This window comes from Kaistella sp. CFF1-2 (assembly GCF_059509915.1).
In genome coordinates, this window is the sequence record NZ_JCAKLF010000003.1 from 338,731 (window position 1) to 357,995 (window position 19,265).

Annotated in this window: 18 protein-coding genes; 17 read left to right on the forward strand and 1 reads right to left on the reverse strand. The window is 31.2% G+C overall.

Translation table 11 applies throughout. The features are described 5' to 3' along the window. Positions 1-17: 17 nt before the first annotated feature. Genes AC5XHR_RS10815 through AC5XHR_RS10845 form a run of 7 tightly spaced genes read left to right on the forward strand, consistent with a single transcriptional unit; the run spans position 18 to position 9,771 of the window. Positions 18-2,387, forward strand: a complete 2,370-nt coding sequence (locus AC5XHR_RS10815) for a GumC family protein (RefSeq protein WP_495950806.1) — start codon at positions 18-20, stop codon at positions 2,385-2,387. Positions 2,388-2,425: 38 nt separating this feature from the next. Next, entirely contained in the window at positions 2,426-3,547 is a 1,122-nt protein-coding gene (gene wecB / locus AC5XHR_RS10820; protein ID WP_495950807.1) for a non-hydrolyzing UDP-N-acetylglucosamine 2-epimerase, read from the forward strand. Between the two features lie 3 nt (positions 3,548-3,550). Beyond that, positions 3,551-4,972 (forward strand): lipopolysaccharide biosynthesis protein, encoded by a 1,422-nt coding sequence (locus AC5XHR_RS10825; RefSeq protein ID WP_495950808.1) that lies wholly within the window; start codon positions 3,551-3,553, stop codon positions 4,970-4,972. Positions 4,973-4,989: 17 nt separating this feature from the next. Then, positions 4,990-6,639 carry an FAD-dependent oxidoreductase gene (locus AC5XHR_RS10830; protein WP_495950809.1) on the forward strand — a complete coding sequence of 550 codons (1,650 nt, stop codon included), beginning with the start codon at positions 4,990-4,992 and terminating at the stop codon, positions 6,637-6,639. 10 nt (positions 6,640-6,649) lie between these two features. Beyond that, on the forward strand, positions 6,650-7,720 hold the full coding sequence (locus AC5XHR_RS10835) for a polysaccharide pyruvyl transferase family protein (RefSeq protein ID WP_495950810.1): 1,071 nt from the start codon (positions 6,650-6,652) through the stop codon (positions 7,718-7,720). Then, positions 7,721-8,737: a glycosyltransferase family protein gene (locus AC5XHR_RS10840; RefSeq protein WP_495950811.1), complete on the forward strand. Its 1,017-nt coding sequence runs from the start codon at positions 7,721-7,723 to the stop codon at positions 8,735-8,737. A 26-nt stretch (positions 8,738-8,763) separates the two neighbouring features. Beyond that, complete coding sequence (locus AC5XHR_RS10845; protein WP_495950812.1) at positions 8,764-9,771, forward strand: EpsG family protein; 1,008 nt, start codon at positions 8,764-8,766, stop codon at positions 9,769-9,771. Positions 9,772-9,776: 5 nt separating this feature from the next. Here AC5XHR_RS10845 and AC5XHR_RS10850 read toward each other — a convergent pair whose 3' ends face one another. After that, positions 9,777-11,147, reverse strand: a complete 1,371-nt coding sequence (locus AC5XHR_RS10850) for a glycosyl hydrolase family 28-related protein (RefSeq protein WP_495950813.1) — start codon at positions 11,145-11,147, stop codon at positions 9,777-9,779. A 67-nt stretch (positions 11,148-11,214) separates the two neighbouring features. Here AC5XHR_RS10850 and AC5XHR_RS10855 point away from each other — a divergent pair, with 67 nt between their 5' ends. The 10 genes from AC5XHR_RS10855 to AC5XHR_RS10900 all read left to right on the forward strand — a co-directional run bounded on the left by AC5XHR_RS10855 (position 11,215) and on the right by AC5XHR_RS10900 (position 19,147). Next, the gene (locus AC5XHR_RS10855) at positions 11,215-12,288 is read left to right on the forward strand and encodes a glycosyltransferase (RefSeq protein ID WP_495950814.1); all 1,074 of its coding nucleotides are present in this window, start codon (positions 11,215-11,217) and stop codon (positions 12,286-12,288) included. A gap of 57 nt (positions 12,289-12,345) precedes the next feature. Continuing rightward, on the forward strand, positions 12,346-13,293 hold the full coding sequence (locus AC5XHR_RS10860) for an exopolysaccharide biosynthesis polyprenyl glycosylphosphotransferase (RefSeq protein WP_495950815.1): 948 nt from the start codon (positions 12,346-12,348) through the stop codon (positions 13,291-13,293). A gap of 5 nt (positions 13,294-13,298) precedes the next feature. Beyond that, on the forward strand, positions 13,299-13,868 hold the full coding sequence (locus AC5XHR_RS10865) for a sugar transferase (RefSeq protein WP_495950816.1): 570 nt from the start codon (positions 13,299-13,301) through the stop codon (positions 13,866-13,868). 64 nt (positions 13,869-13,932) lie between these two features. After that, positions 13,933-14,376 carry an adenylyltransferase/cytidyltransferase family protein gene (locus AC5XHR_RS10870; protein ID WP_495950817.1) on the forward strand — a complete coding sequence of 148 codons (444 nt, stop codon included), beginning with the start codon at positions 13,933-13,935 and terminating at the stop codon, positions 14,374-14,376. Continuing rightward, entirely contained in the window at positions 14,376-14,921 is a 546-nt protein-coding gene (gene rfbC, locus AC5XHR_RS10875) for a dTDP-4-dehydrorhamnose 3,5-epimerase (RefSeq protein ID WP_495950818.1), read from the forward strand. The genes AC5XHR_RS10870 and rfbC overlap by 1 nt, the downstream gene beginning before the upstream one ends. A 9-nt stretch (positions 14,922-14,930) precedes the next feature. Beyond that, a complete protein-coding gene (rfbB, locus tag AC5XHR_RS10880; RefSeq protein WP_495950819.1) occupies positions 14,931-16,010 on the forward strand; it encodes a dTDP-glucose 4,6-dehydratase in 1,080 nt (359 codons plus the stop codon). A 168-nt stretch (positions 16,011-16,178) separates the two neighbouring features. Then, a complete protein-coding gene (locus AC5XHR_RS10885) occupies positions 16,179-16,538 on the forward strand; it encodes a four helix bundle protein (RefSeq protein WP_495950820.1) in 360 nt (119 codons plus the stop codon). A gap of 43 nt (positions 16,539-16,581) precedes the next feature. Next, positions 16,582-17,442, forward strand: coding sequence for a glucose-1-phosphate thymidylyltransferase RfbA (rfbA, locus tag AC5XHR_RS10890; RefSeq protein ID WP_495950821.1), 861 nt, complete (start codon positions 16,582-16,584; stop codon positions 17,440-17,442). A gap of 85 nt (positions 17,443-17,527) precedes the next feature. Then, positions 17,528-18,829: a 30S ribosomal protein S12 methylthiotransferase RimO gene (gene rimO, locus AC5XHR_RS10895; RefSeq protein ID WP_495950822.1), complete on the forward strand. Its 1,302-nt coding sequence runs from the start codon at positions 17,528-17,530 to the stop codon at positions 18,827-18,829. 78 nt (positions 18,830-18,907) lie between these two features. Continuing rightward, positions 18,908-19,147 carry a hypothetical protein gene (locus AC5XHR_RS10900; RefSeq protein WP_495950823.1) on the forward strand — a complete coding sequence of 80 codons (240 nt, stop codon included), beginning with the start codon at positions 18,908-18,910 and terminating at the stop codon, positions 19,145-19,147. Positions 19,148-19,265: the final 118 nt, after the last annotated feature.

Sequence of the window (19,265 nt, forward strand, 5' to 3'; positions counted from 1 at the left end):
TTATCACATTAAGTAATATGTCTTTGGATAAAGAAAAAAAAGAAACGCCTGACGAAATTGATTTGAGTCAAGTTTTAAAACCCTATTTGCAGAAATGGCCATGGTTTATTATTAGCGCATTAATATTATTAGCGCTTACTTTTACTATTCTTAAATTTGTAACCCCTGTTTATAAGATACAGACTACAGTTCTTATTAAAGATTCTAAAAGTAATACAAGTGGTTCTGATGCTGGTGTCCTTCAAGATTTGTCTGGATTTGGGGGGATGAAAACGAATAGTGTGGAAAACGAAATGGAAATTTTGCGATCCAAAAAACTGATGAAAGATGTTGTTGAAAAGAATAACCTTCAAGTTGATATTTTTTCTGGAACAAAGTGGAATGATGTTGAACTGTATAAGGAAACATCACCAATTGATGTGAAAATTATTAATGAAAAGAGTTATCAGAAATTTCCAGAAGAGCCTGTTCAAATTCATATAACTGGAAATAGTTTTGTTCTTTCATCTGACGAATTAAAACAGAATATTAAAGGGGAGTTTGGTAAAACGATTTCTTTACCATACGCTAATATTATTGTTGTAAAGAATGAATCTTTTATTGAAAAACAAGCCTTGGGAATTGATCCAAATTTTTTAGAACTTGTAATTTCTAATGCAGATAAAAAAGTTAACATTCTTCAAAAAAAATTATCTGTAGACTTAGTTAGTGATGATGCAACAGTTGTTGGACTTTCACTTAATTATCCAGTAATTAATAAAGCAAAGGATATACTTAATTCGCTTGTTATTTCTTATAATAACGATGCAATATTAGATAAAAATTCAGAATCTAAAAGAACACTTGAATTTATAGATGATAGGATTGCTAAATTACAAAATGAACTAGGGGCAGTAGAAAGCGAAAAAGCTCAATTCAAATCTCAAAATGGATTAACTGACTTAGAAACTGAGGCTAGGATTAATTTGGAGACATCAGCAAGTGCCAGGGCAAAACAGGTGGATTTAGATTCACAATTAGAATTAACAAATGTATTATTAGGTTTTGTAAAAAAACAGGCGAATAATCAGATACTTCCAACTAATATTGGTTTGAATAGTTCAGACGCTTCTGCCAATATTTCGAGTTATAATCAATTAGTTACTGAGCGAAATAGACTTTTACAATCAGCAACGAATGAAAATCCTGTAGTTGTTGAGTTGACAAAGCAGATTCAAAATATGAAAAATTCTGTTCTGGAAAGTCTACAAAAGAACAGACAAGGTTTAGAATTAGCTAGTAAGGAGTATCAGTTAGAGCAAAATAAAATATCTTCAAAAATTACAAAACTTCCTTCTCTTGAAAAGCTGTTTAGAGGGATTGAGAGGCAACAGCAAATTAAGGAAAATTTGTTTTTGTTACTATTGCAAAAAAGGGAAGAAGTAGCTATAGCACAATCAATTTCAGCTCCAAAGGCAAGAGTAATTGATCTTGCTTACCCGTCTGGATTACCTGTGTCTCCCAACAAAATAATAATTATGCTGGGCGCATTAATTTTTGGATTAATAATTCCATTTGCTATTATATATCTTACCCAATTACTAAGCAATAAAATTAAATCCAAGCATGACTTAGAAAGAGTTTCGCAAGCACCATTTTTGGGAGAATTACCACGAATTCAGAAGGGAGAGCCAGAAATTGTTACTTCTAATGATTTATCGCCAATGGCTGAGGCATTTAGGATTTTAATTACGAATATGAATTTTATTTTACCTAAAACCTCTGGTGGTAAAATCGTTTTTGTAACATCCACCGTAAAAGGTGAAGGGAAAACCTTTACGTCTGTGAATTTGGCACTAACATTGGCTAATCCAACTAAGAAGGTAATAATAATTGGATCTGATATTAGAAATCCGCAATTACAAAGGTATAATACATCTAGAAAGGGATTAAAGGGATTAACTGAATATTTATATTCAGATGATACGAAATTGGACGAGATAATTCACGTTACATCATTTAACCCAAATTGTGATGTAATTTATTCGGGTATGATTCCTCCAAATCCAACTGAATTATTAAGTAATGGTCGCTATGAGCAATTATTAGATAAACTAAAGCCTCTTTATGACTATATAATTTTGGATACAGCACCATTAATGTTGGTTACTGACACATTCTTAATAGCCTCATTGGCAGAGGTAACCATTTATGTAACTCGTTCTGGTTATACGGATAAGGCATTAATCGATTTTGCAAACTCCAATATTAATTCTGGAAAGATCAAAAATGTTGGGTTTGTCCTGAATGATGTTGATAAAAATAACTTTGGTTATGGGAATAAGTATGGTTATGGTTATGGTGCAAAGGAAAAAAGTTGGTTGGAGAGAATAAAAGAAAAACTGTAAACTAAGAGGAAGGTTAATAGAATTGTTGATATTATTTTATGAAAAAGAAAAATCTTATTGTGTTTGGAACAAGGCCGGAAGCAATAAAAATGGCTCCACTAGTTAATGCTTTTAATAGTTCAGAAGAGTTTGAAACTAAAGTTTGCGTAACCGCCCAACATAGACAAATGCTTGATCAAGTATTGGAGTTTTTTAGTATAACTCCTGATTATGATTTAGATTTAATGAAACCTAATCAAAACCTATATTCTCTTACTGCGGACATTATTGTTGGGTTAAAAGATGTTTTGGAGGACTTTAGGCCTGACTATGTTTATGTGCATGGAGATACTACAACAACTATGGCTGCAAGTATAGCATCTTTTTACAGTGGTGCTCAAGTTTGTCATGTTGAAGCTGGTTTGCGAACTCACAATAAAAGGGCTCCTTTTCCTGAAGAAATTAATAGACAGATTACAGGAAGGGTTTCAGATTTTCATTTTGCACCAACTGAGAAGTCAAAATCAAATTTATTAGCAGAAAATGTCAATGAGGAGTCAATTTTAGTTACAGGTAATACAGTAATAGATGCTTTAATGCAAAGCTCAGAAAGGTTGAAAGAATATTCTAATTCCGAAATTGAAATATTAGAAAATCTAATTATTCCAAATTCTAAAATTATTTTAGTTACTGGTCACAGACGAGAAAATCATGGGGAAGGCTTTATTAATATTTGTAAGGCTTTAAAAGCTATTGCACTTTCTAATCCTTCGGTTCAGATTATATATCCGGTGCATTTAAATCCCAATGTCCAGAAGCCTGTTTTTGAGTATCTTTCTGGGGTTTCAAATATTAGTTTAATTGAACCTCTAGCATATCCTGCTTTTGTTTGGTTAATGAATAGATCTTATTTAATTATTACAGATAGTGGTGGGGTACAAGAAGAAGCTCCAAGTTTAGGAAAGCCAGTTTTAGTAATGAGAGAGACTACCGAAAGACCTGAAGCTGTAGATGCAGGAACGGTCATTTTAGTAGGTACAGATTCTGAAAAGATCATTTCGGAATGTACTACACTTTTGAACTCATCAGAAGCATATCAAGCTATGTCAAGGTTGCATAACCCATATGGAGATGGTAATGCTTGTAAGAGAATTGTCGATTTTATCTCGACCTTAAACTAGGGTATGGCTCAAGAAAAAGGGCTGTTTAAGGAAACAATCATCTATTCTATTGGAAGTTTTGGCTCTAAAATTTTAGCTTTTCTTTTAGTTCCATTGTATTCCTTTTTTTTGTCAAAAAAGGATTTAGGAGAGTATGATTTGTTTCTAACGACCATTACGTTGTTGGTTCCTTTAGTATCTCTTCAGATTTCAGATGCTTCTTATCGTTGGTTGATAGAGAAAAAAGACATAAAGGATAGTATATATAAGACAAAGATATTTACGAATTCAATTTTTATTTTTTTACTTGCATTTTTTATTTTTACAATTCTTTTTTACATCTACATAGCATTTTTTGATCAATTTGTCTACAGCCACTTCTTTGTTCCAACTCTATTTTTTAGCTGTTTGCTTCCTTTTTTACAAAGCTTTTTGCGTGGTGTTGGTAAAACAAAAGAATTTGCCGTAAACGGTGTACTAACGAGCTTTTTGATGGTTGTATTCAATGTGTTTTTTATTTTTATTCTCCATCTTAAAGTAGAAGGTATTCTAATAGCGAATATAATTGCCAATGGTATCGCATGTGTTTTAATTATTATAAAACTAAATTTCTTTAAAAGTTTCAATGTAAGCTATTTAGATAAATCCTTAATTAAGAGATTGTTAGCTTATTCCCTACCGTTGATTCCTAATTTAATGAGTTGGTGGCTTATTTCGTCAGCAAGTAAATTTATTATATTAAAATATATGGGGGTTGATGCCAATGGGTTGTATGCAATATCAAGTAGGTTTCCCTCAATCTTAATCCTTATAAATTCTGTATTAATGCTTCCAATACAAGATGCTTTTTTGAAAAGTGAATCTAATGATTACAGTAATTTTAATACATTAGTAATTAAATTTATCAAATTAGAACTTATTTTGGTACTATTACTTTCTATTGGAGCTCCTATATATTCAAAATTTATTATTAGTAATGAGTTTTATTCCTCTTGGAAATTTATGCCCTTACTTTTTTTAGGTGTTGGTTTTAATACAATTGGAGCATTAATAACATTAATTTTTCAAAAAGAAAAAAAAACCTTAAGGATTACAATTACCACATTGTTAGGAGGTGCTTTTTCTGTGGGTTCTTGTTTTTTATTAATTAACGAATTTGGATTACAAGGTGTTTCGTTATCCTTTTTATTGGGATATTTTGTTATGACATTTCTTAGATATCACGATGTTAAGAGAAATAGTAGTTTTCAATTGTTTATACCTAACGAATTATTTTTTTATTTAATATTAGTTATATTAATTAATATTATTATAATTTATTTTGAGATACCATTTTATATTTTTGCGTTATTATTTATATCATCAATATTTGTATTTTTAGTTGTAAATAAGAAATTTATTACAAATTTTATAATTTCAAAAAAACAAAGTTTACTAAAAAAATAGTGTTTAAAAAACGAATCATGAAACTACTCTACTATTTATTTTTGATTTTTGCAACGCTTATTAACTGCAATTCAGATGATGAGATTAGAGAACCTAAACTGGTTAAAGATTTTAATTCAACAACTGGGGCTAATGTAGATTTAGGGAAATCTTACGATGTCATCATTTATGGAGGAACTCCTGCAGGAATCACGGCTGCTATTGAAGTTGCTAATTCTAATAAGTCTGTATTGTTAATTTCTCCAGAAGGGACTTATTTGGGCGGAATGATTACAAATGGATTAGGTGCGACGGACTATACTTCATCAGCAATCATCGGAGGAACGACTAAAGACTTTTTTAAAGAATTGAAAAGCTTTTATTCTGATGATTCAAATTGGTTTGCGGGAACCAAAGAAAGTTTTTATAAATATAATTCTTATCCTGAAATGATGATGTGGTTTGAGCCTAAAGCTGCCAAGTTTGTATTTCGAAAAATGATAATGGAAAATAAAATACCGGTATTGCATTCGGAAAGATTAAGCCTAACAAAAGGTGTAATCAAGGACTCTCAAAACTCAATAAAGGAAATAGTTATGGAATCTGGAATGAAAATTTCTGGGAAAGTATTTATTGATGCGAGCTATGAAGGTGACCTAATGGCTAAGGCAGGTGTTTCTTATACTGTAGGTAGAGAGCCATCTGGGCAATATGGTGAAAGTCTAGCAGGAATCCAACGTACTAGACAAAATTACTCACATCAAAATCCCGATGGTATTATTGATGACTCTTATATTAACTATACGATGGGTCACGAAGGATCAGGAGATAAAAAGCTACAGGCTTACTGCTATAGAATGACATTGACAAATGTGGAACAAAATAAAATAGATTTTCCTAAGCCTGCGAATTATAAGGAGGAAGATTACGCACTTTTGTTTAAATATTTAGAGATTTATAAAGTTGGTAAAGATCCTGCTTTTATTGATTTTACACCAATGCCTAATGGAAAAACAGATTCTAATAATTCAGGTCCCATTTCTACAAATTTTGTAGGTAAAAACTATAATTACCCAGAAGCTACTTATTTAGAACGAGAGCGTATTATTCAAGAGCATAAAGATTATCAAATGGGATTAATGTGGACGTTAGCGTATAGTGATAAAGTTCCAGCAAATATTCGTGAGATCTATAGCAGATGGGGACTTCCAAAAGATGAATTTTTAACTAATGGTCACTGGCCTAATCAGTTGTATATCAGAGAAGGAAGAAGAATGATAGGTGAGTATGTAATGACTCAAGCAAATTGCGAAGGTGTAAAGATTGCTGATAAATCAGTCGCTCTAGGTTCCTATTGGATGGATTCACACACGGTACAACGCTATGTGAATTCTAAAGGATTTGTTAAAAATGAAGGGAGTATTGCCGGGAGAGTTTCAGAACCATACAAAATTGACTATGGTAGTTTAGTACCTAAAAAGAATGAATGTAAAAATTTGCTAGTACCTGTTTGCTTGTCGGCTTCACATATTGGGTATAGCTCAATTAGAATGGAGCCAGTTTATATGACTTTAGGACAGGTTTCGGGTTTTGCAGCGGTATTGGCTATTAATAATAAAACGGCTGTTCAAGATTTGAATTATACAGATTTGAAGGCAATACTAACATCAAAAAATATGGTATTTTAATTAATTTCTTATGAAGATTAATGTAAAGGGGGCTTATGGCGAATCAAACTTTGGTGACGATTTGCTAATGATTGTATTTGAAAATTATTTCATTGAAAATTTTCTTGATTTGCAATTAAATTTTTCAGGAGAAAATGCGGATTATGTTGAATCGTTATTGAAGAAAAGCACTTATAATGAAAATATTAAAAATGCAGATTGGCTTATTTATGGAGGTGGAACACAATTTTTTGCCTTTAATTCAAAGCCATTATCTTTTTTTCAAAAAGTATCATTAGTAATTACGAATCCGAGTTTGGTGATAAATAAACTAAGAAACGATGATGCTAGAAATGTTGCTTTTTTAGGTTTTGGAATAGGTCCTTTCTCAAATAATAGTTCAGCGGAGTTGTCTGCGAAAGAACGAGTTAAAAAAGCAAGATATGTAGGAGTTAGAGATCAAGTATCAAAATCATTTTGTGATGTGTGGAAGATAAAGTCTACGTTAGGTGCTGATGTTGTTTTTTCTTCCTATTTTAAAAAGTTAAATTTAATTCCTCCAAAAAATTCAGGAGAAAAAGACTCTACGATAAGAAAAGTAGGAATTATACTTAGAGACTGGGGTTGGGATAATGAAGGCGATGCTTATATAAGCAATATTCTTAAATTTTATAATTTGCATAAGGAAGACCCTCAATATGAATTTGAATTTATCATATTTGCCCCTAAAAAAGATAAAAAAGTATTAGAACTTGTTCAAGGTAGTAAGGTATTATTATGGGACCCTAAAAGTATGTCCATAGAAACATACATGAACAGACTAAATAGATTTGATGTTTTTATTTCAGCAAGATATCATGGAGCAATTATAGGTGCTTTATTGGGAAAGAAAGTTATCTGCATTGAAATCGAAGATAAATTAAAAATTTTGGCAAACCAAATTCCAGAATTGGCATTATGGGAGAAGCCTTTCGATATTAATGAGTTAGAAACATTGTTTGTAAATTCAGTAAATAGTCTTCCAAATTATTCGAATTCTATCGGATATTTAAATACCTTGGCAGATTCGATGTTAAATGATTTTAAAAACAATCTAGTATAAATGAAAGCGAGTGTAAAGTTTTATTTGCCAAAGAGAACGATTAACGAAGCAACAGATTATTATTGTAAACTCCTAGAAAGAGGGATAAAATCTGCAGGTTTTAACGTTTCTCGAGTTGAGGATAGAAACTTGATTACTAAAGATGACATTGTTGTTATCATTAGACCTAGAGATTTGTTGGGGTTGAAATCTAAACACCTAATTACTTGGTTTCAAGGGATTGGAGAAGAAGAGTTTAAAATGATGAACTCGAATAAACTGAAATCGATTTTTGGAGGACGTATTTTACACTACTTTGAAAAGAAAGCTTTAAAAAAATCAAAATTGTCCATTTTTGTTTCAAAAAGTATGAAAGATTTTTTTGAAACGAAATATAAAGTAAGAGCTCAAAATAGTCTCTTAATTCCTTGCTATAATAAAGATATAGATAAAGATTTTTTTGAAAATTCAGATCGGTACAATAATTTATCTTTTGTTTATGCTGGTGGATTATCAAAATGGCAATGTATTGACAAAACTTTAGAGATTTTTAAAAAAATTAATGAACTAGAGCCTAACTCATCATTAACACTATTGACAGGGGAAGGTGACAAAGCTCAAGAGCTAATTCAAAAGTACAATGTTAAGAATGTAAAAGTAAGCTATTCAACTTTAGACGAGCTTCAAAATGTCTTAAGCCAATTTAAATATGGTTTCATCCTTAGAGAAGATGATGCTGTAAATAATGTTGCCACACCTACTAAAATGAATTCCTATCTAGCGTGTGGATTAATACCAGTGTATACTAATGTTGTTCATGATTTTGAAGAGCACGTACATCTAGGTAATTATGAAGTTAAGCTTGCATCACCATTAAAAAGTGACGAAGTAGCTAATCAAATTATTAATCATCATAAAAACATTGTAGATTTTGGACCAATGTTTAGCATTTATAATAGTGTTTTTGAGACCTATTATAATGATAAGCATTATGAAAATACTGTTATAGATAGTGTGAAATCTTTATTTAGTACGTAATGTTTCTTTACCTGTCCATATTTATTTTGGTTATTTTAGCCAACCTGACTCCTCGAAAGAATCATGTTTTCTTTTTAGGTATTTTCTGCTTGTTCCTAGTTTTTTTTGTTGGATTACGATATCAAATAGGAGGAGATTGGTATAATTATTTGTTCAGATATCGTTTAACCCAATTTACCAAAAGTTATTGGCAAACATTTACAATTGCAGAACCGGGTTACAGTTTTTTGAATTATTACATAAAAGGCAAAAATCCAATGGCTTATATAAATCTTATATGTGCCATATTTCTAATGTTTGGTGTTTTTATTTACTGTAGAAAACAACCATACCCTCTATTTTCTTTAGCAATAGCACTACCATATATGATATTTGTTAATGGTATGGGGTATACAAGACAAGCAACCGCACTAGGCTTTATTTTAATTGCTTTAATTTTGTTTAGTGAAAAAAAATTTATATGGTATGTAGTTTTTGTCTTTTTTGCCTCAATGTTTCATAAGACTGGATTGGTTTTTTTGGCCCTTTATCCTATAAAATTTATCAATAATCGAAATGTGAAAAAATTAATTCCATTACTTGTTTTTGGTAGTGTTATTTTCTTTTTCCTAATTTCTAGGTTAAATTCATTGTTTGAAGCATATGGCGAAGATTCAAATTTTAGTTCAGGAGGAGGTGTTTATCGCCATATTATGAATGCAATCCCTTCTGTGGTTTTTTTACTTAATTTGAAATATTTTCAAAAAGAACTCCCAAAATTTTTCCAAATATTTTTCTTTCTAGCTGTTGGAAGTTTGTTTTTATTCTTAGTAAGCTTCAAACTATCAACTTTTAGTGACAGACTTGGACAGTTCTTTGCAATAGTTCAAATTTCAATTTGGCCAATATTTATTAATAAATTTGTAAAACGAGATAGAGTAATTGTTTCACTTGGAATTTTATTTTTTTACTTTTCTTTTATGATTTATTGGTTTATGAACTCTGAATTTTCGAAATGTTGTTGGATCAATTATAAAAATTATCTATTTATTTAATTTTTTTAGTTGATCATACTACTATTTAAATAATATTTTTTGGGAATTAATAATTTTATATTATAAAATTTGCATTGATCAAAAATAGGTATGTTTTTTGTAATTAGTGGAAATATGTAAGGGGAATTTTCACTTGCAATAAATGAAGAATTATAAAACCTTGTGTCGCTATTCCAAAATAAGTTTCCTTTTTTTGACGGATCAATTATTATTTTTGAATCATAAATTTCAAGTTTTGAATTTGTTGCGAAGGTCCCTTTCATAGAATTAAAAGTACAATTTTTGTAAACACCAATGCTGCCAGAATCTCCCATAGCTTGTCCGTTTCCTGTGTCATTTATTATTGAGTTTTCCATGTTGACTTTGAAACTTCTTGAGAGTCCAAATGTTCCATTGTAGTCTCCAGAATAAAAAGCTATTGTAGAGTTTGCAATTTTTGCTGTTGATATATTTTGATCATTATAACTAAAAAAGACAACGGACCCCATTAGACTTGAATTTGAAATTTCAAAATTAGTGAAGCCCAAGTTACCTTCACTGTGAATAGTTCGTTCGTAGTTTTTTAATGTGGAGTTGGAAATAATCACTGTTGTGTTTGTGGGAATTTTGTTTTTTAAACTTTCTACTGTAATTCCTATACGAGATAATTTACCATTTGTTGAAACTTTTCCTTCTGCATTTAGAGAATCAATAGTGAATTTAGAGTCGAAACTTCTATCCCCAATATAAATTGCGTCACCAAAAGCATCAAACTCATTGTTTTTATACCAATGTCCTCCAACATTTGTAACTTCTACATTTCTAATACTTGTAGTTACGGTATTAAAAAACTTCATTCCGTTTCCCCATATATTTGCTATTTTGACATTCGAGATATCAATGACTCCATTTGTGAAAACGATACCATCATAAATAAGTGATTTGTTCCATATTTGAAGGTCCCATTGATTGTTATTGGTTTTAATCCCATTAACTGTAATCCCATTTATTTTCGTGGTTGAGGTTTGTGATTTTCCTTTTAGGTTAATAAAAGATTGACTATTGCTTTTTCCTAAATTAAACGTTAGTGTAGAATTTTCGCCAATAATTTCTAAGTCACCATAGTTTTTGATAGTTATTGGATGAGAAAGATGGTAATTTCCTTTTGGTATAATCAGCTTTGAAGATGTCGTATTGATATTATTTAGAGCGGCTTCAAATGATTTTGAATCATCTGTAATAGAGTCTCCTTTCGCACCAAAATCTTTTACATTTATTACTTTTTGAATTGTATTCTTATTATCTTCAAGTATTGGTGTATAAATTTTATTTGCTATAAGTAATGTAAAGTAGCTCGTTAATATGAAACTAAGAAAATATTTTTTTTTGCAATTCATTTTTTTTTAATTTCAAATTTAAACAAAAAAAGATTTATTATTTGTAATTTTGCATTTTGCAGAAATAATGAAAATTTTTTACATAATTACATTAGCGGATTTAGGTGGTGCGCAGTCCGTTGTGATAAATCTTGCAAATAAAGCCATTGACGATGGTTTTGATGTTTTTGTTATATCCGAACAGTCTGGCCCAATGTGGGATATACTCGATAGTAAAATTACTAAGATAAAAATAAAAGAATTAGAAAGGAAGATTAACCCAATTAAAGAAATAAAAGTTTTATGGAAATTAAAGCAATTATATAAGGAATTTAATCCAGATGTAGTTCACTTACATTCTTCAAAAATTGGGCTTTTAGGAAGACTTGCATTCCCTTGGAAAAAGATTGTTTATACTGTCCATGGTTTTGATTCAATAAGAATTGCCTTTAAAAAATTTTTACCAATAGAAAGATTTCTACAAAGTCGAACGAAATTTATTGTCGGGGTCAGTAAGTATGATGTTGTTAAAATGAAGGAGGAAAGGATTACTCACAATGTAACTTATATTTACAATGGTATAAAGGACTTTAGTTTAGAACAGAATAAGAGTGTAAATGAATCGTTAATTGATTTTTTTGTTCGTGAAAGGGAACAAGGAACTTTTATTGTTTTATGTATTGCCAGGTTAAGCCCTCAAAAGAAATTTGATTTGTTTTGTGACGTTGCAGAAAAGATGAGAGCTAATAAAAATATTAAATTTGTGTGGATAGGGAATAATTATTTTCCAAAAAATCTACCCGATAATGTGTTCTGTTTAGGTGAAGCGAAGAATGCTTTTTATTATTTAAAATTCGCAGATATTTTCATGCTTCCATCAAATTATGAAGGGTTACCAATGTCCATTATTGAAGCTCTATGCTCCAGTGTTCCTGTATTAGCATCTGATGTTGGAGGGGTTTCAGAAATTTTAAACGATAAAAATGGTTATGCCTTGAAAAATATTCCCGAATTTTTTGTCAATAAGTTGCAAGATTTCTATGAGGGCACTTTAAATTACGAATCGTTTAAGAAGAATGCAAGAGAATCATTTGAGAATTACTTTACAGTTGATGCAATGTACAATAGTTATAAAAAATTATATAAAAAAATAAAAAATTAGTATTTTTTTTATAAATTGGTTTAATTATTGTTGCATGGACAGATATTATTATTGAAAATGACGAATACTATTACTTTAAGTAATGCAAAACCGAGATGTTTATTCCTTAATGTTAGTGATGTTTCATTAAAATTATTTAAGGGAACTAAGCTAACTAATTTATTTAAGCCAATAGTTTTAGATTCACAAGATGAGTCGATTGACATAGTTGAATATGTAAATCGACTGAATATAAAAAATATTGTTGTTGATACTTCCACAGTTCATTTTTTAGAGGAAGATTTGTTGAAAAAATTAATTGAACTGAGGCTATCTGGTATAAAAATTTTTAACGCGGAAGATTTTTATGAAGTTATTAATAAGAGGATTCCTTTGGTTAAAATTCAATCAAACAATTATATTGTAGATGATATTTTTTCGACAAACTTAAAAGATGTCCATATTTTTTTTAAACGACTCTTTGATCTTTTTATAATGTTATGTTTGCTTCCATTTGCATTATTTTTTGTTTGCTTTGGAGCTTTATTAGTTAAATTTAGTAGTAGAGGTCCTGCATTTTTTAGTCAGAAAAGAGTAGGCAAAAATGGGAAAATATTTACTATTTATAAATTGAGATCAATGACTGTACATCACGACTCAAGTTTTACAACATTGAATGATGTGAGAATTACACCAGTTGGTAAATTTCTAAGAAAGACAAAAATAGATGAGTTACCGCAGTTGTTAAATATTTTGTTGGGAGAAATGAGTTTGATTGGACCACGTCCGGAACGTCCAGAATTTGTAGACGAGTATAGCAAAGAAAATGCTTTTTTTGAACTTCGACATGCTATTAAGCCTGGTGTAACTGGTTGGGCTCAGGTAAATTTGCCAAAAGCAACTCCAGAAGATAACCTTAAAAAGCTAGAGTATGATTTGTATTATATTAAGAATTATAGTTTTTTTCTAGATATTAGAATTTTAATAGAAACTATAAGGGTGGTATTTACAATGAATAGTCATTAATATTTGTGAGATTTACATATATTTCCTTTTGGAAGAAGTTCTTAGATGTCTTCCTTAGTTTGTTTTTGATTTTTGTATTTCTTCCTGTTTATTGTTTATTATATCTTGTTTCTTCTGTTGATACTAAATCTTCTGGGTTTTTCGTACAAAAAAGAATAGGGCAATACGGAACATTATTCAATATTCTGAAATTTAAAACTATTCATCCTAAGACAAGAAATATTTCCAATGTAGGGAAATTTTTACGCAAATCCAAATTGGATGAGCTACCTCAATTAATTAATATTCTAAAAGGAGAAATGAGTTTTGTAGGTCCAAGACCTGATATTGAAGGGTATTATGATAAACTCGTTGGTGATGATAGAAGAGTTTTACTTTTAAAACCTGGGCTAACAAGTGAAGCAAGTCTAAAGTATAGAAATGAAGAACAAATTCTTGCTCAACAAAAGGATCCATTGCAATTTAACGACGAGGTTCTGTTTCCCGATAAAGTGAAAATGAATTTAGAATATTTTGATAAAGTTTCATTCAAAGAGGATTTTGCAATTGTACTTAAAACGTTTTTAAAAGTTTAGTATTTTATATTAATAGCTTTATTATTAATCTCATTTTGCCTATTTTTGCTTAAAATTCAGTTCAATGAAAACACAAAAAATAGGTATTACCTTTTCTGCATTTGATTTACTCCACGCAGGTCATATAAAAATGCTTGAAGAAGCAAAAACAGTTTGCGACTATTTAATTGTTGCACTTCAGTTAGATCCTACTTTGGATCGTCCACATAAAAACAAACCTACACAATCGATCGTAGAGCGTTACATTCAACTTAAGGCGTGTCGTTCAGTTGATGAAATTGTTCCTTATAATACAGAAGAAGATTTAATGGATATTTTGAAATCATTTGTGATTGATGTTCGTATCATTGGTGATGATTATCGCGATAAGGATTTTACTGGTAAACAATATTGCGAGGAAAAAGGAATTGAGATTTTTTATAATAAAAGAGATCACCGTTTTTCAACTTCAGGTTTAAAAAAATCTGTTTTTGAGCAAGAATTAAAGAAATTAGAAGCCAATAAATAATGAAACTAATTGAAACACCTTTGAAAGATTGTTTCATAATAGAACCCACGATCTTCAATGATGATCGTGGTTATTTTTATGAAAAATACAACGAAAAACGTTTTGAAGAATTGACAGGATTGAATGGTCATTTTGTTCAAGATAATATTTCAAAATCATCGTATGGTGTTCTTCGTGGCTTGCATTTGCAAAAAGGTGAACACGCACAAGCGAAATTGGTTTCTTGTTTAGAAGGAAAAGTTTGGGATATTGCCGTTGATCTTCGTGAAGACTCTCCAAGTTTTGGAAAGTGGTTTGGGGTTGAATTGACCGCCGAAAACAAAGTTCAGTTTTATGTTCCTAGAGGTTTTGCACATGGTTTTGTTGTTTTAAGCGAAACTGCTGTTTTCGCTTACAAATGTGATAATTTTTACAATAAAGAATCTGAAGGCTCGGTGAAATTCAATGATGCAGATTTAAATATCGATTGGAAAATTGCTGAAGCAGATATGATTCTTTCCGAAAAAGATCAAAACGCTTCGAGCTTTAAAGACCATAATTTCTAAAAACATTCAATGAAAAATATTATTATCACCGGAGGTGCCGGTTTTATTGGTTCTCACGTTGTTAGAGAATTTGTAAAAAATATTCCAGATTCAAAAATCATCAATCTTGATGCTTTAACCTATGCTGGAAATCTTGAAAATTTAAAAGACATCGAGAACGAACCTAATTATGTTTTCGAAAAAGCAGATATCACAAAACCTGATGAACTTCGTAAGGTTTTTGAAAAATACAATCCAGATGCTGTAGTACATTTAGCTGCTGAATCTCATGTGGACAGAAGTATTACAGATCCCAATGCGTTCATCAATACCAACGTAAACGGAACTGCTAACCTTTTGAATCTTTGTATAGAGTTTTGGACGTTAAATCCAGATCATACACACGGAAGGTTTCCAAATGAACCAAGAAAAAACTTATTTTACCACGTTTCAACAGATGAGGTTTACGGAAGTTTAGGTGAAACTGGTTTCTTTTTAGAAACAACTCCTTACGATCCGCAATCTCCGTATTCAGCTTCTAAAGCAGCTTCAGACCATTTGGTGAGAGCGTACGGAAACACGTATGGAATGCCATTTATTTTGTCAAATTGTTCAAATAATTATGGTCCAAACCACTTTCCAGAGAAGTTAATTCCGCTTTGTTTGTCTAATATTTTAAATGAAAAGCCGCTTCCAATCTATGGAGACGGAAAATATACGCGTGATTGGTTATTTGTAATCGATCATGCAAAAGCGATTTATCAAATTTTTAATGAAGCTAAAACAGGAGAAACATACAATATTGGGGGTTTCAACGAATGGCAAAATATTGATTTGGTGAAAGAATTAATCAAGCAATTGGACGCTAAATTGGGTAAACCAGAAGGCTATTCTAAGAAATTAATCACTTTTGTGAAAGACAGACCAGGTCACGATAAGCGTTATGCAATTGATGCAACAAAATTAAATCGCGATTTAGGTTGGAAGCCATCTGTAACTTTCGAAGAAGGTTTAGCAAAAACTATTGATTGGTATTTGGAAAACAAAGAATGGTTAGAGAATGTTACTTCTGGCGACTATCAGAAATATTACGACCAACAGTATAATTAAGTAAAGATGTAAAGTTGTTTATTTGTTGAGTCGTCTATTTGTAAAGTCGTGAAGTTGCTTATTTGTTGATTTGAATTTTATCAATACAAATTAACGCATTAACAAATTCGCATTAATAAATAGCAGTCAAACAACTTTACAAATAAACAAATTTCCAAATTTACACCTATGAAAATATACTATTTTGAAAAGTTAGAAGTTTGGAAAGAATCTATTGAATTGTCGGTTTTAATTTATAAAATGGTAGAAAAATTGCCTTCTTCCGAAAAATTTGGATTAATAAGTCAAATTACAAGAGCAAGTTCTAGTATTTCTGCAAATATTGCAGAGGGAATGTCACGAAATACAAACAAAGACAAAGCTAGATTTATAAATAATGCTTTTGGATCAACTGTCGAAGTTCTAAATTTTTTAATCTTAGTGGAAAAATTAGAGTTTATCAGCAACAATGATTATTTAAGTTTAAGACAAAGGATTGAATCAATAACAAATAAACTAAATTCATTATATAAAAAGTTGTTAGAGTAAAATTATCAACTTTGCAAATGAACAAATTACCAAATCAACACATATGAAAGGAATTATTTTAGCCGGAGGTTCCGGAACTCGATTATACCCATTGACAATCGCCGTTAGCAAGCAGTTGATGCCAGTTTATGACAAGCCGATGATTTATTATCCACTGTCAACATTGCTTTTGGCGGGGATTAAAGATATTTTAATCATTACGACACCGCATGACCAAGAAGGGTTTATTAAACTTTTGGGCGATGGTTCGCAAATCGGTTGTAATATCGAATATAAAGTTCAGCCAAGTCCAGACGGATTAGCGCAAGCGTTCATTTTAGGTGAGCAATTCATTGGAAATGATGCTGCTGCCTTGGTTTTAGGAGATAATATTTTTTATGGAAATGGAATGGGAAGAATGTTGAAACACAAAACCAATCCAAATGGTGGAGTTGTTTTTGCTTATCACGTTTCAGATCCTGAAAGATACGGAGTTGTAGAGTTTGACGATAACTTCAAAGCTTTATCAATTGAAGAGAAACCAAACTCTCCAAAATCAAATTATGCTGTTCCTGGCTTGTATTTCTACGATAATAATGTTGTTGAAATCGCTAAAAATATCAAACCTTCACCTCGCGGAGAGTTAGAAATTACCGACGTAAACAACGTTTATCTAAAAGAAGGTAAACTTGAAGTTGGCGTTTTAGATCGCGGTACCGCATGGTTGGATACAGGAACTTTCGATTCTTTGCACGAAGCGTCAGAATTTGTAAGTGTTATCGAAAAGCGTCAAGGTTTTAAAATCGGATGTATTGAAGAAATTGCTTTTAATAATGGTTTTATCAACGAAGAAAAACTGTTGGAAACAGCAACAAAATATGGTAAAAGTGGTTACGGAGCTTATTTGAAACAATTGATCAAATAAATTCAAACCAAAATATAAAAATCAAAAGAACCGAATTCGGTTCTTTTTTTATTCCTAAATTTGCAAACTTAAATTAATCAAGAAGATGCGTACAAAATCCACTGGAAAAAAGAAAATAAATGTAATCACTTTGGGATGTTCCAAAAACGTTTACGATTCAGAAGTATTGATGAGTCAGCTCAAAGCCAATGGAAAAGAAGTGGTGCACGAGAAAAAAGGGGATATCGTCGTTATTAATACGTGCGGTTTTATTGATAATGCAAAGGAAGAATCTATCAACACGATTTTAGATTATGTTGAGGCAAAAAAGAATGGGGAAGTGGAGAAGGTTTTCGTTACAGGATGCCTTTCGGAGCGTTACAAACCAGATTTAATTAAAGAAATTCCAGATGTTGACCAATATTTCGGAACGCTCGATTTACCGATTTTGTTGAAACATTTAGGTGCTGATTATAAACATGAACTGGTTGGAGAACGCCTAACAACGACTCCAAAACATTACGCTTATTTGAAAATTTCTGAAGGTTGCGACCGTCCTTGTTCGTTTTGTGCGATTCCGTTGATGCGTGGTGGACACGTTTCTACGCCAATTGAAAAATTAATTGAAGAAGCTAAAAGTTTAGCTAAAGTTGGCGTTAAAGAACTGATTTTAATTGCTCAAGATTTAACATATTACGGTTTAGATATTTACAAAAAGAGAGCTTTAGGCGAGTTGTTGAAGGAGTTAATTAAAGTAGAAGGAATCGAATGGATTCGTTTGCATTATGCTTTCCCGACAGGTTTTCCAGAGGATGTTTTGGATATTATTCGTGAAGAACCTAAGGTTTGTAACTATATCGATATTCCGTTGCAGCACATCAATTCCGATTTGTTGAAATCGATGCGTCGTGGTACAACTCACGAAAAAACCGATGCTTTATTGGATAAATTCCGTGAGAAAGTTCCAGATATGGCAATTAGAACGACTTTAATCGTTGGTTATCCTGGAGAAACAGAAGAAATTTTCCAAGAATTAAAAGACTGGGTTCGTGAGCAAAGATTCGATCGTTTGGGATGTTTCACCTATTCTCACGAAGAAAATACACATGCACATTTGTTGGAAGATACCATTCCGCAAGAGGTGAAAGAAGCTCGTGTAGAGGAAATCATGGAGTTGCAAGCTCAAATTTCTTGGGAGAAAAACCAAGAAAAAGTTGGAAAGGTTTTAAAATGTATTTTTGATCGTAAAGAAGGGAATTACTTCGTAGGTCGTTCAGAATACGATTCGCCAGACGTTGATAACACGATTTTGGTGGATGCAAAAGATACTTATATTCCGTTGGGAGAGTTTTCAAATATTAAAATTACTTCCGCTGAGGAATTCGATTTATACGGAGAATTGGTTTAAAAATCAAGTAATACAAACTTAAGTCCTTCATTTTTGAAGGACTTTTTTTAAATTTAATTTTCAAAATAAAAACCATAAATGAAAAGACTGCTTTTACTCATTTTACTAAGTTTTCAGGCGTACATTTTCGCGCAACAAATTCCCATTACGGGAAAGGTTTTGTCGGGAAATATTCCCATTGGCAATGCGACTATTTATCTTTTAAAGGAAAGCGATAGCACGATTATCAATTATACGAGTTCCAGCGAGGCGGGGAATTTCAATTTAAAAATAGATAAAATCTCGCAACCAACAATTTTGAGGACCGTGATGATTTAATCCTGAAAAGATACGTTATGTTCTCACTGACTTATAAATTGAATAAGTTTGGTGGGAAAAATGTAGCAAAAAGGAGAGGTTAATTTTTAAAATTGGATCAATTTGGTTGAATAATTGG

Coding starts and splice junctions, on each gene's coding strand:
- AC5XHR_RS10815 (WP_495950806.1), top strand. CDS start 18: ATGTCTTTGGATAAAGAAAAAAAAGAAACGCCTGACGAAATTGATTTG.
- wecB (WP_495950807.1), top strand. CDS start 2,426: ATGAAAAAGAAAAATCTTATTGTGTTTGGAACAAGGCCGGAAGCAATA.
- AC5XHR_RS10825 (WP_495950808.1), top strand. CDS start 3,551: ATGGCTCAAGAAAAAGGGCTGTTTAAGGAAACAATCATCTATTCTATT.
- AC5XHR_RS10830 (WP_495950809.1), top strand. CDS start 4,990: ATGAAACTACTCTACTATTTATTTTTGATTTTTGCAACGCTTATTAAC.
- AC5XHR_RS10835 (WP_495950810.1), top strand. CDS start 6,650: ATGAAGATTAATGTAAAGGGGGCTTATGGCGAATCAAACTTTGGTGAC.
- AC5XHR_RS10840 (WP_495950811.1), top strand. CDS start 7,721: ATGAAAGCGAGTGTAAAGTTTTATTTGCCAAAGAGAACGATTAACGAA.
- AC5XHR_RS10850 (WP_495950813.1), bottom strand. CDS start 11,147: ATGAATTGCAAAAAAAAATATTTTCTTAGTTTCATATTAACGAGCTAC.
- AC5XHR_RS10855 (WP_495950814.1), top strand. CDS start 11,215: ATGAAAATTTTTTACATAATTACATTAGCGGATTTAGGTGGTGCGCAG.
- AC5XHR_RS10860 (WP_495950815.1), top strand. CDS start 12,346: ATGACGAATACTATTACTTTAAGTAATGCAAAACCGAGATGTTTATTC.
- AC5XHR_RS10870 (WP_495950817.1), top strand. CDS start 13,933: ATGAAAACACAAAAAATAGGTATTACCTTTTCTGCATTTGATTTACTC.
- rfbC (WP_495950818.1), top strand. CDS start 14,376: ATGAAACTAATTGAAACACCTTTGAAAGATTGTTTCATAATAGAACCC.
- rfbB (WP_495950819.1), top strand. CDS start 14,931: ATGAAAAATATTATTATCACCGGAGGTGCCGGTTTTATTGGTTCTCAC.
- AC5XHR_RS10885 (WP_495950820.1), top strand. CDS start 16,179: ATGAAAATATACTATTTTGAAAAGTTAGAAGTTTGGAAAGAATCTATT.
- rfbA (WP_495950821.1), top strand. CDS start 16,582: ATGAAAGGAATTATTTTAGCCGGAGGTTCCGGAACTCGATTATACCCA.
- rimO (WP_495950822.1), top strand. CDS start 17,528: ATGCGTACAAAATCCACTGGAAAAAAGAAAATAAATGTAATCACTTTG.
- AC5XHR_RS10900 (WP_495950823.1), top strand. CDS start 18,908: ATGAAAAGACTGCTTTTACTCATTTTACTAAGTTTTCAGGCGTACATT.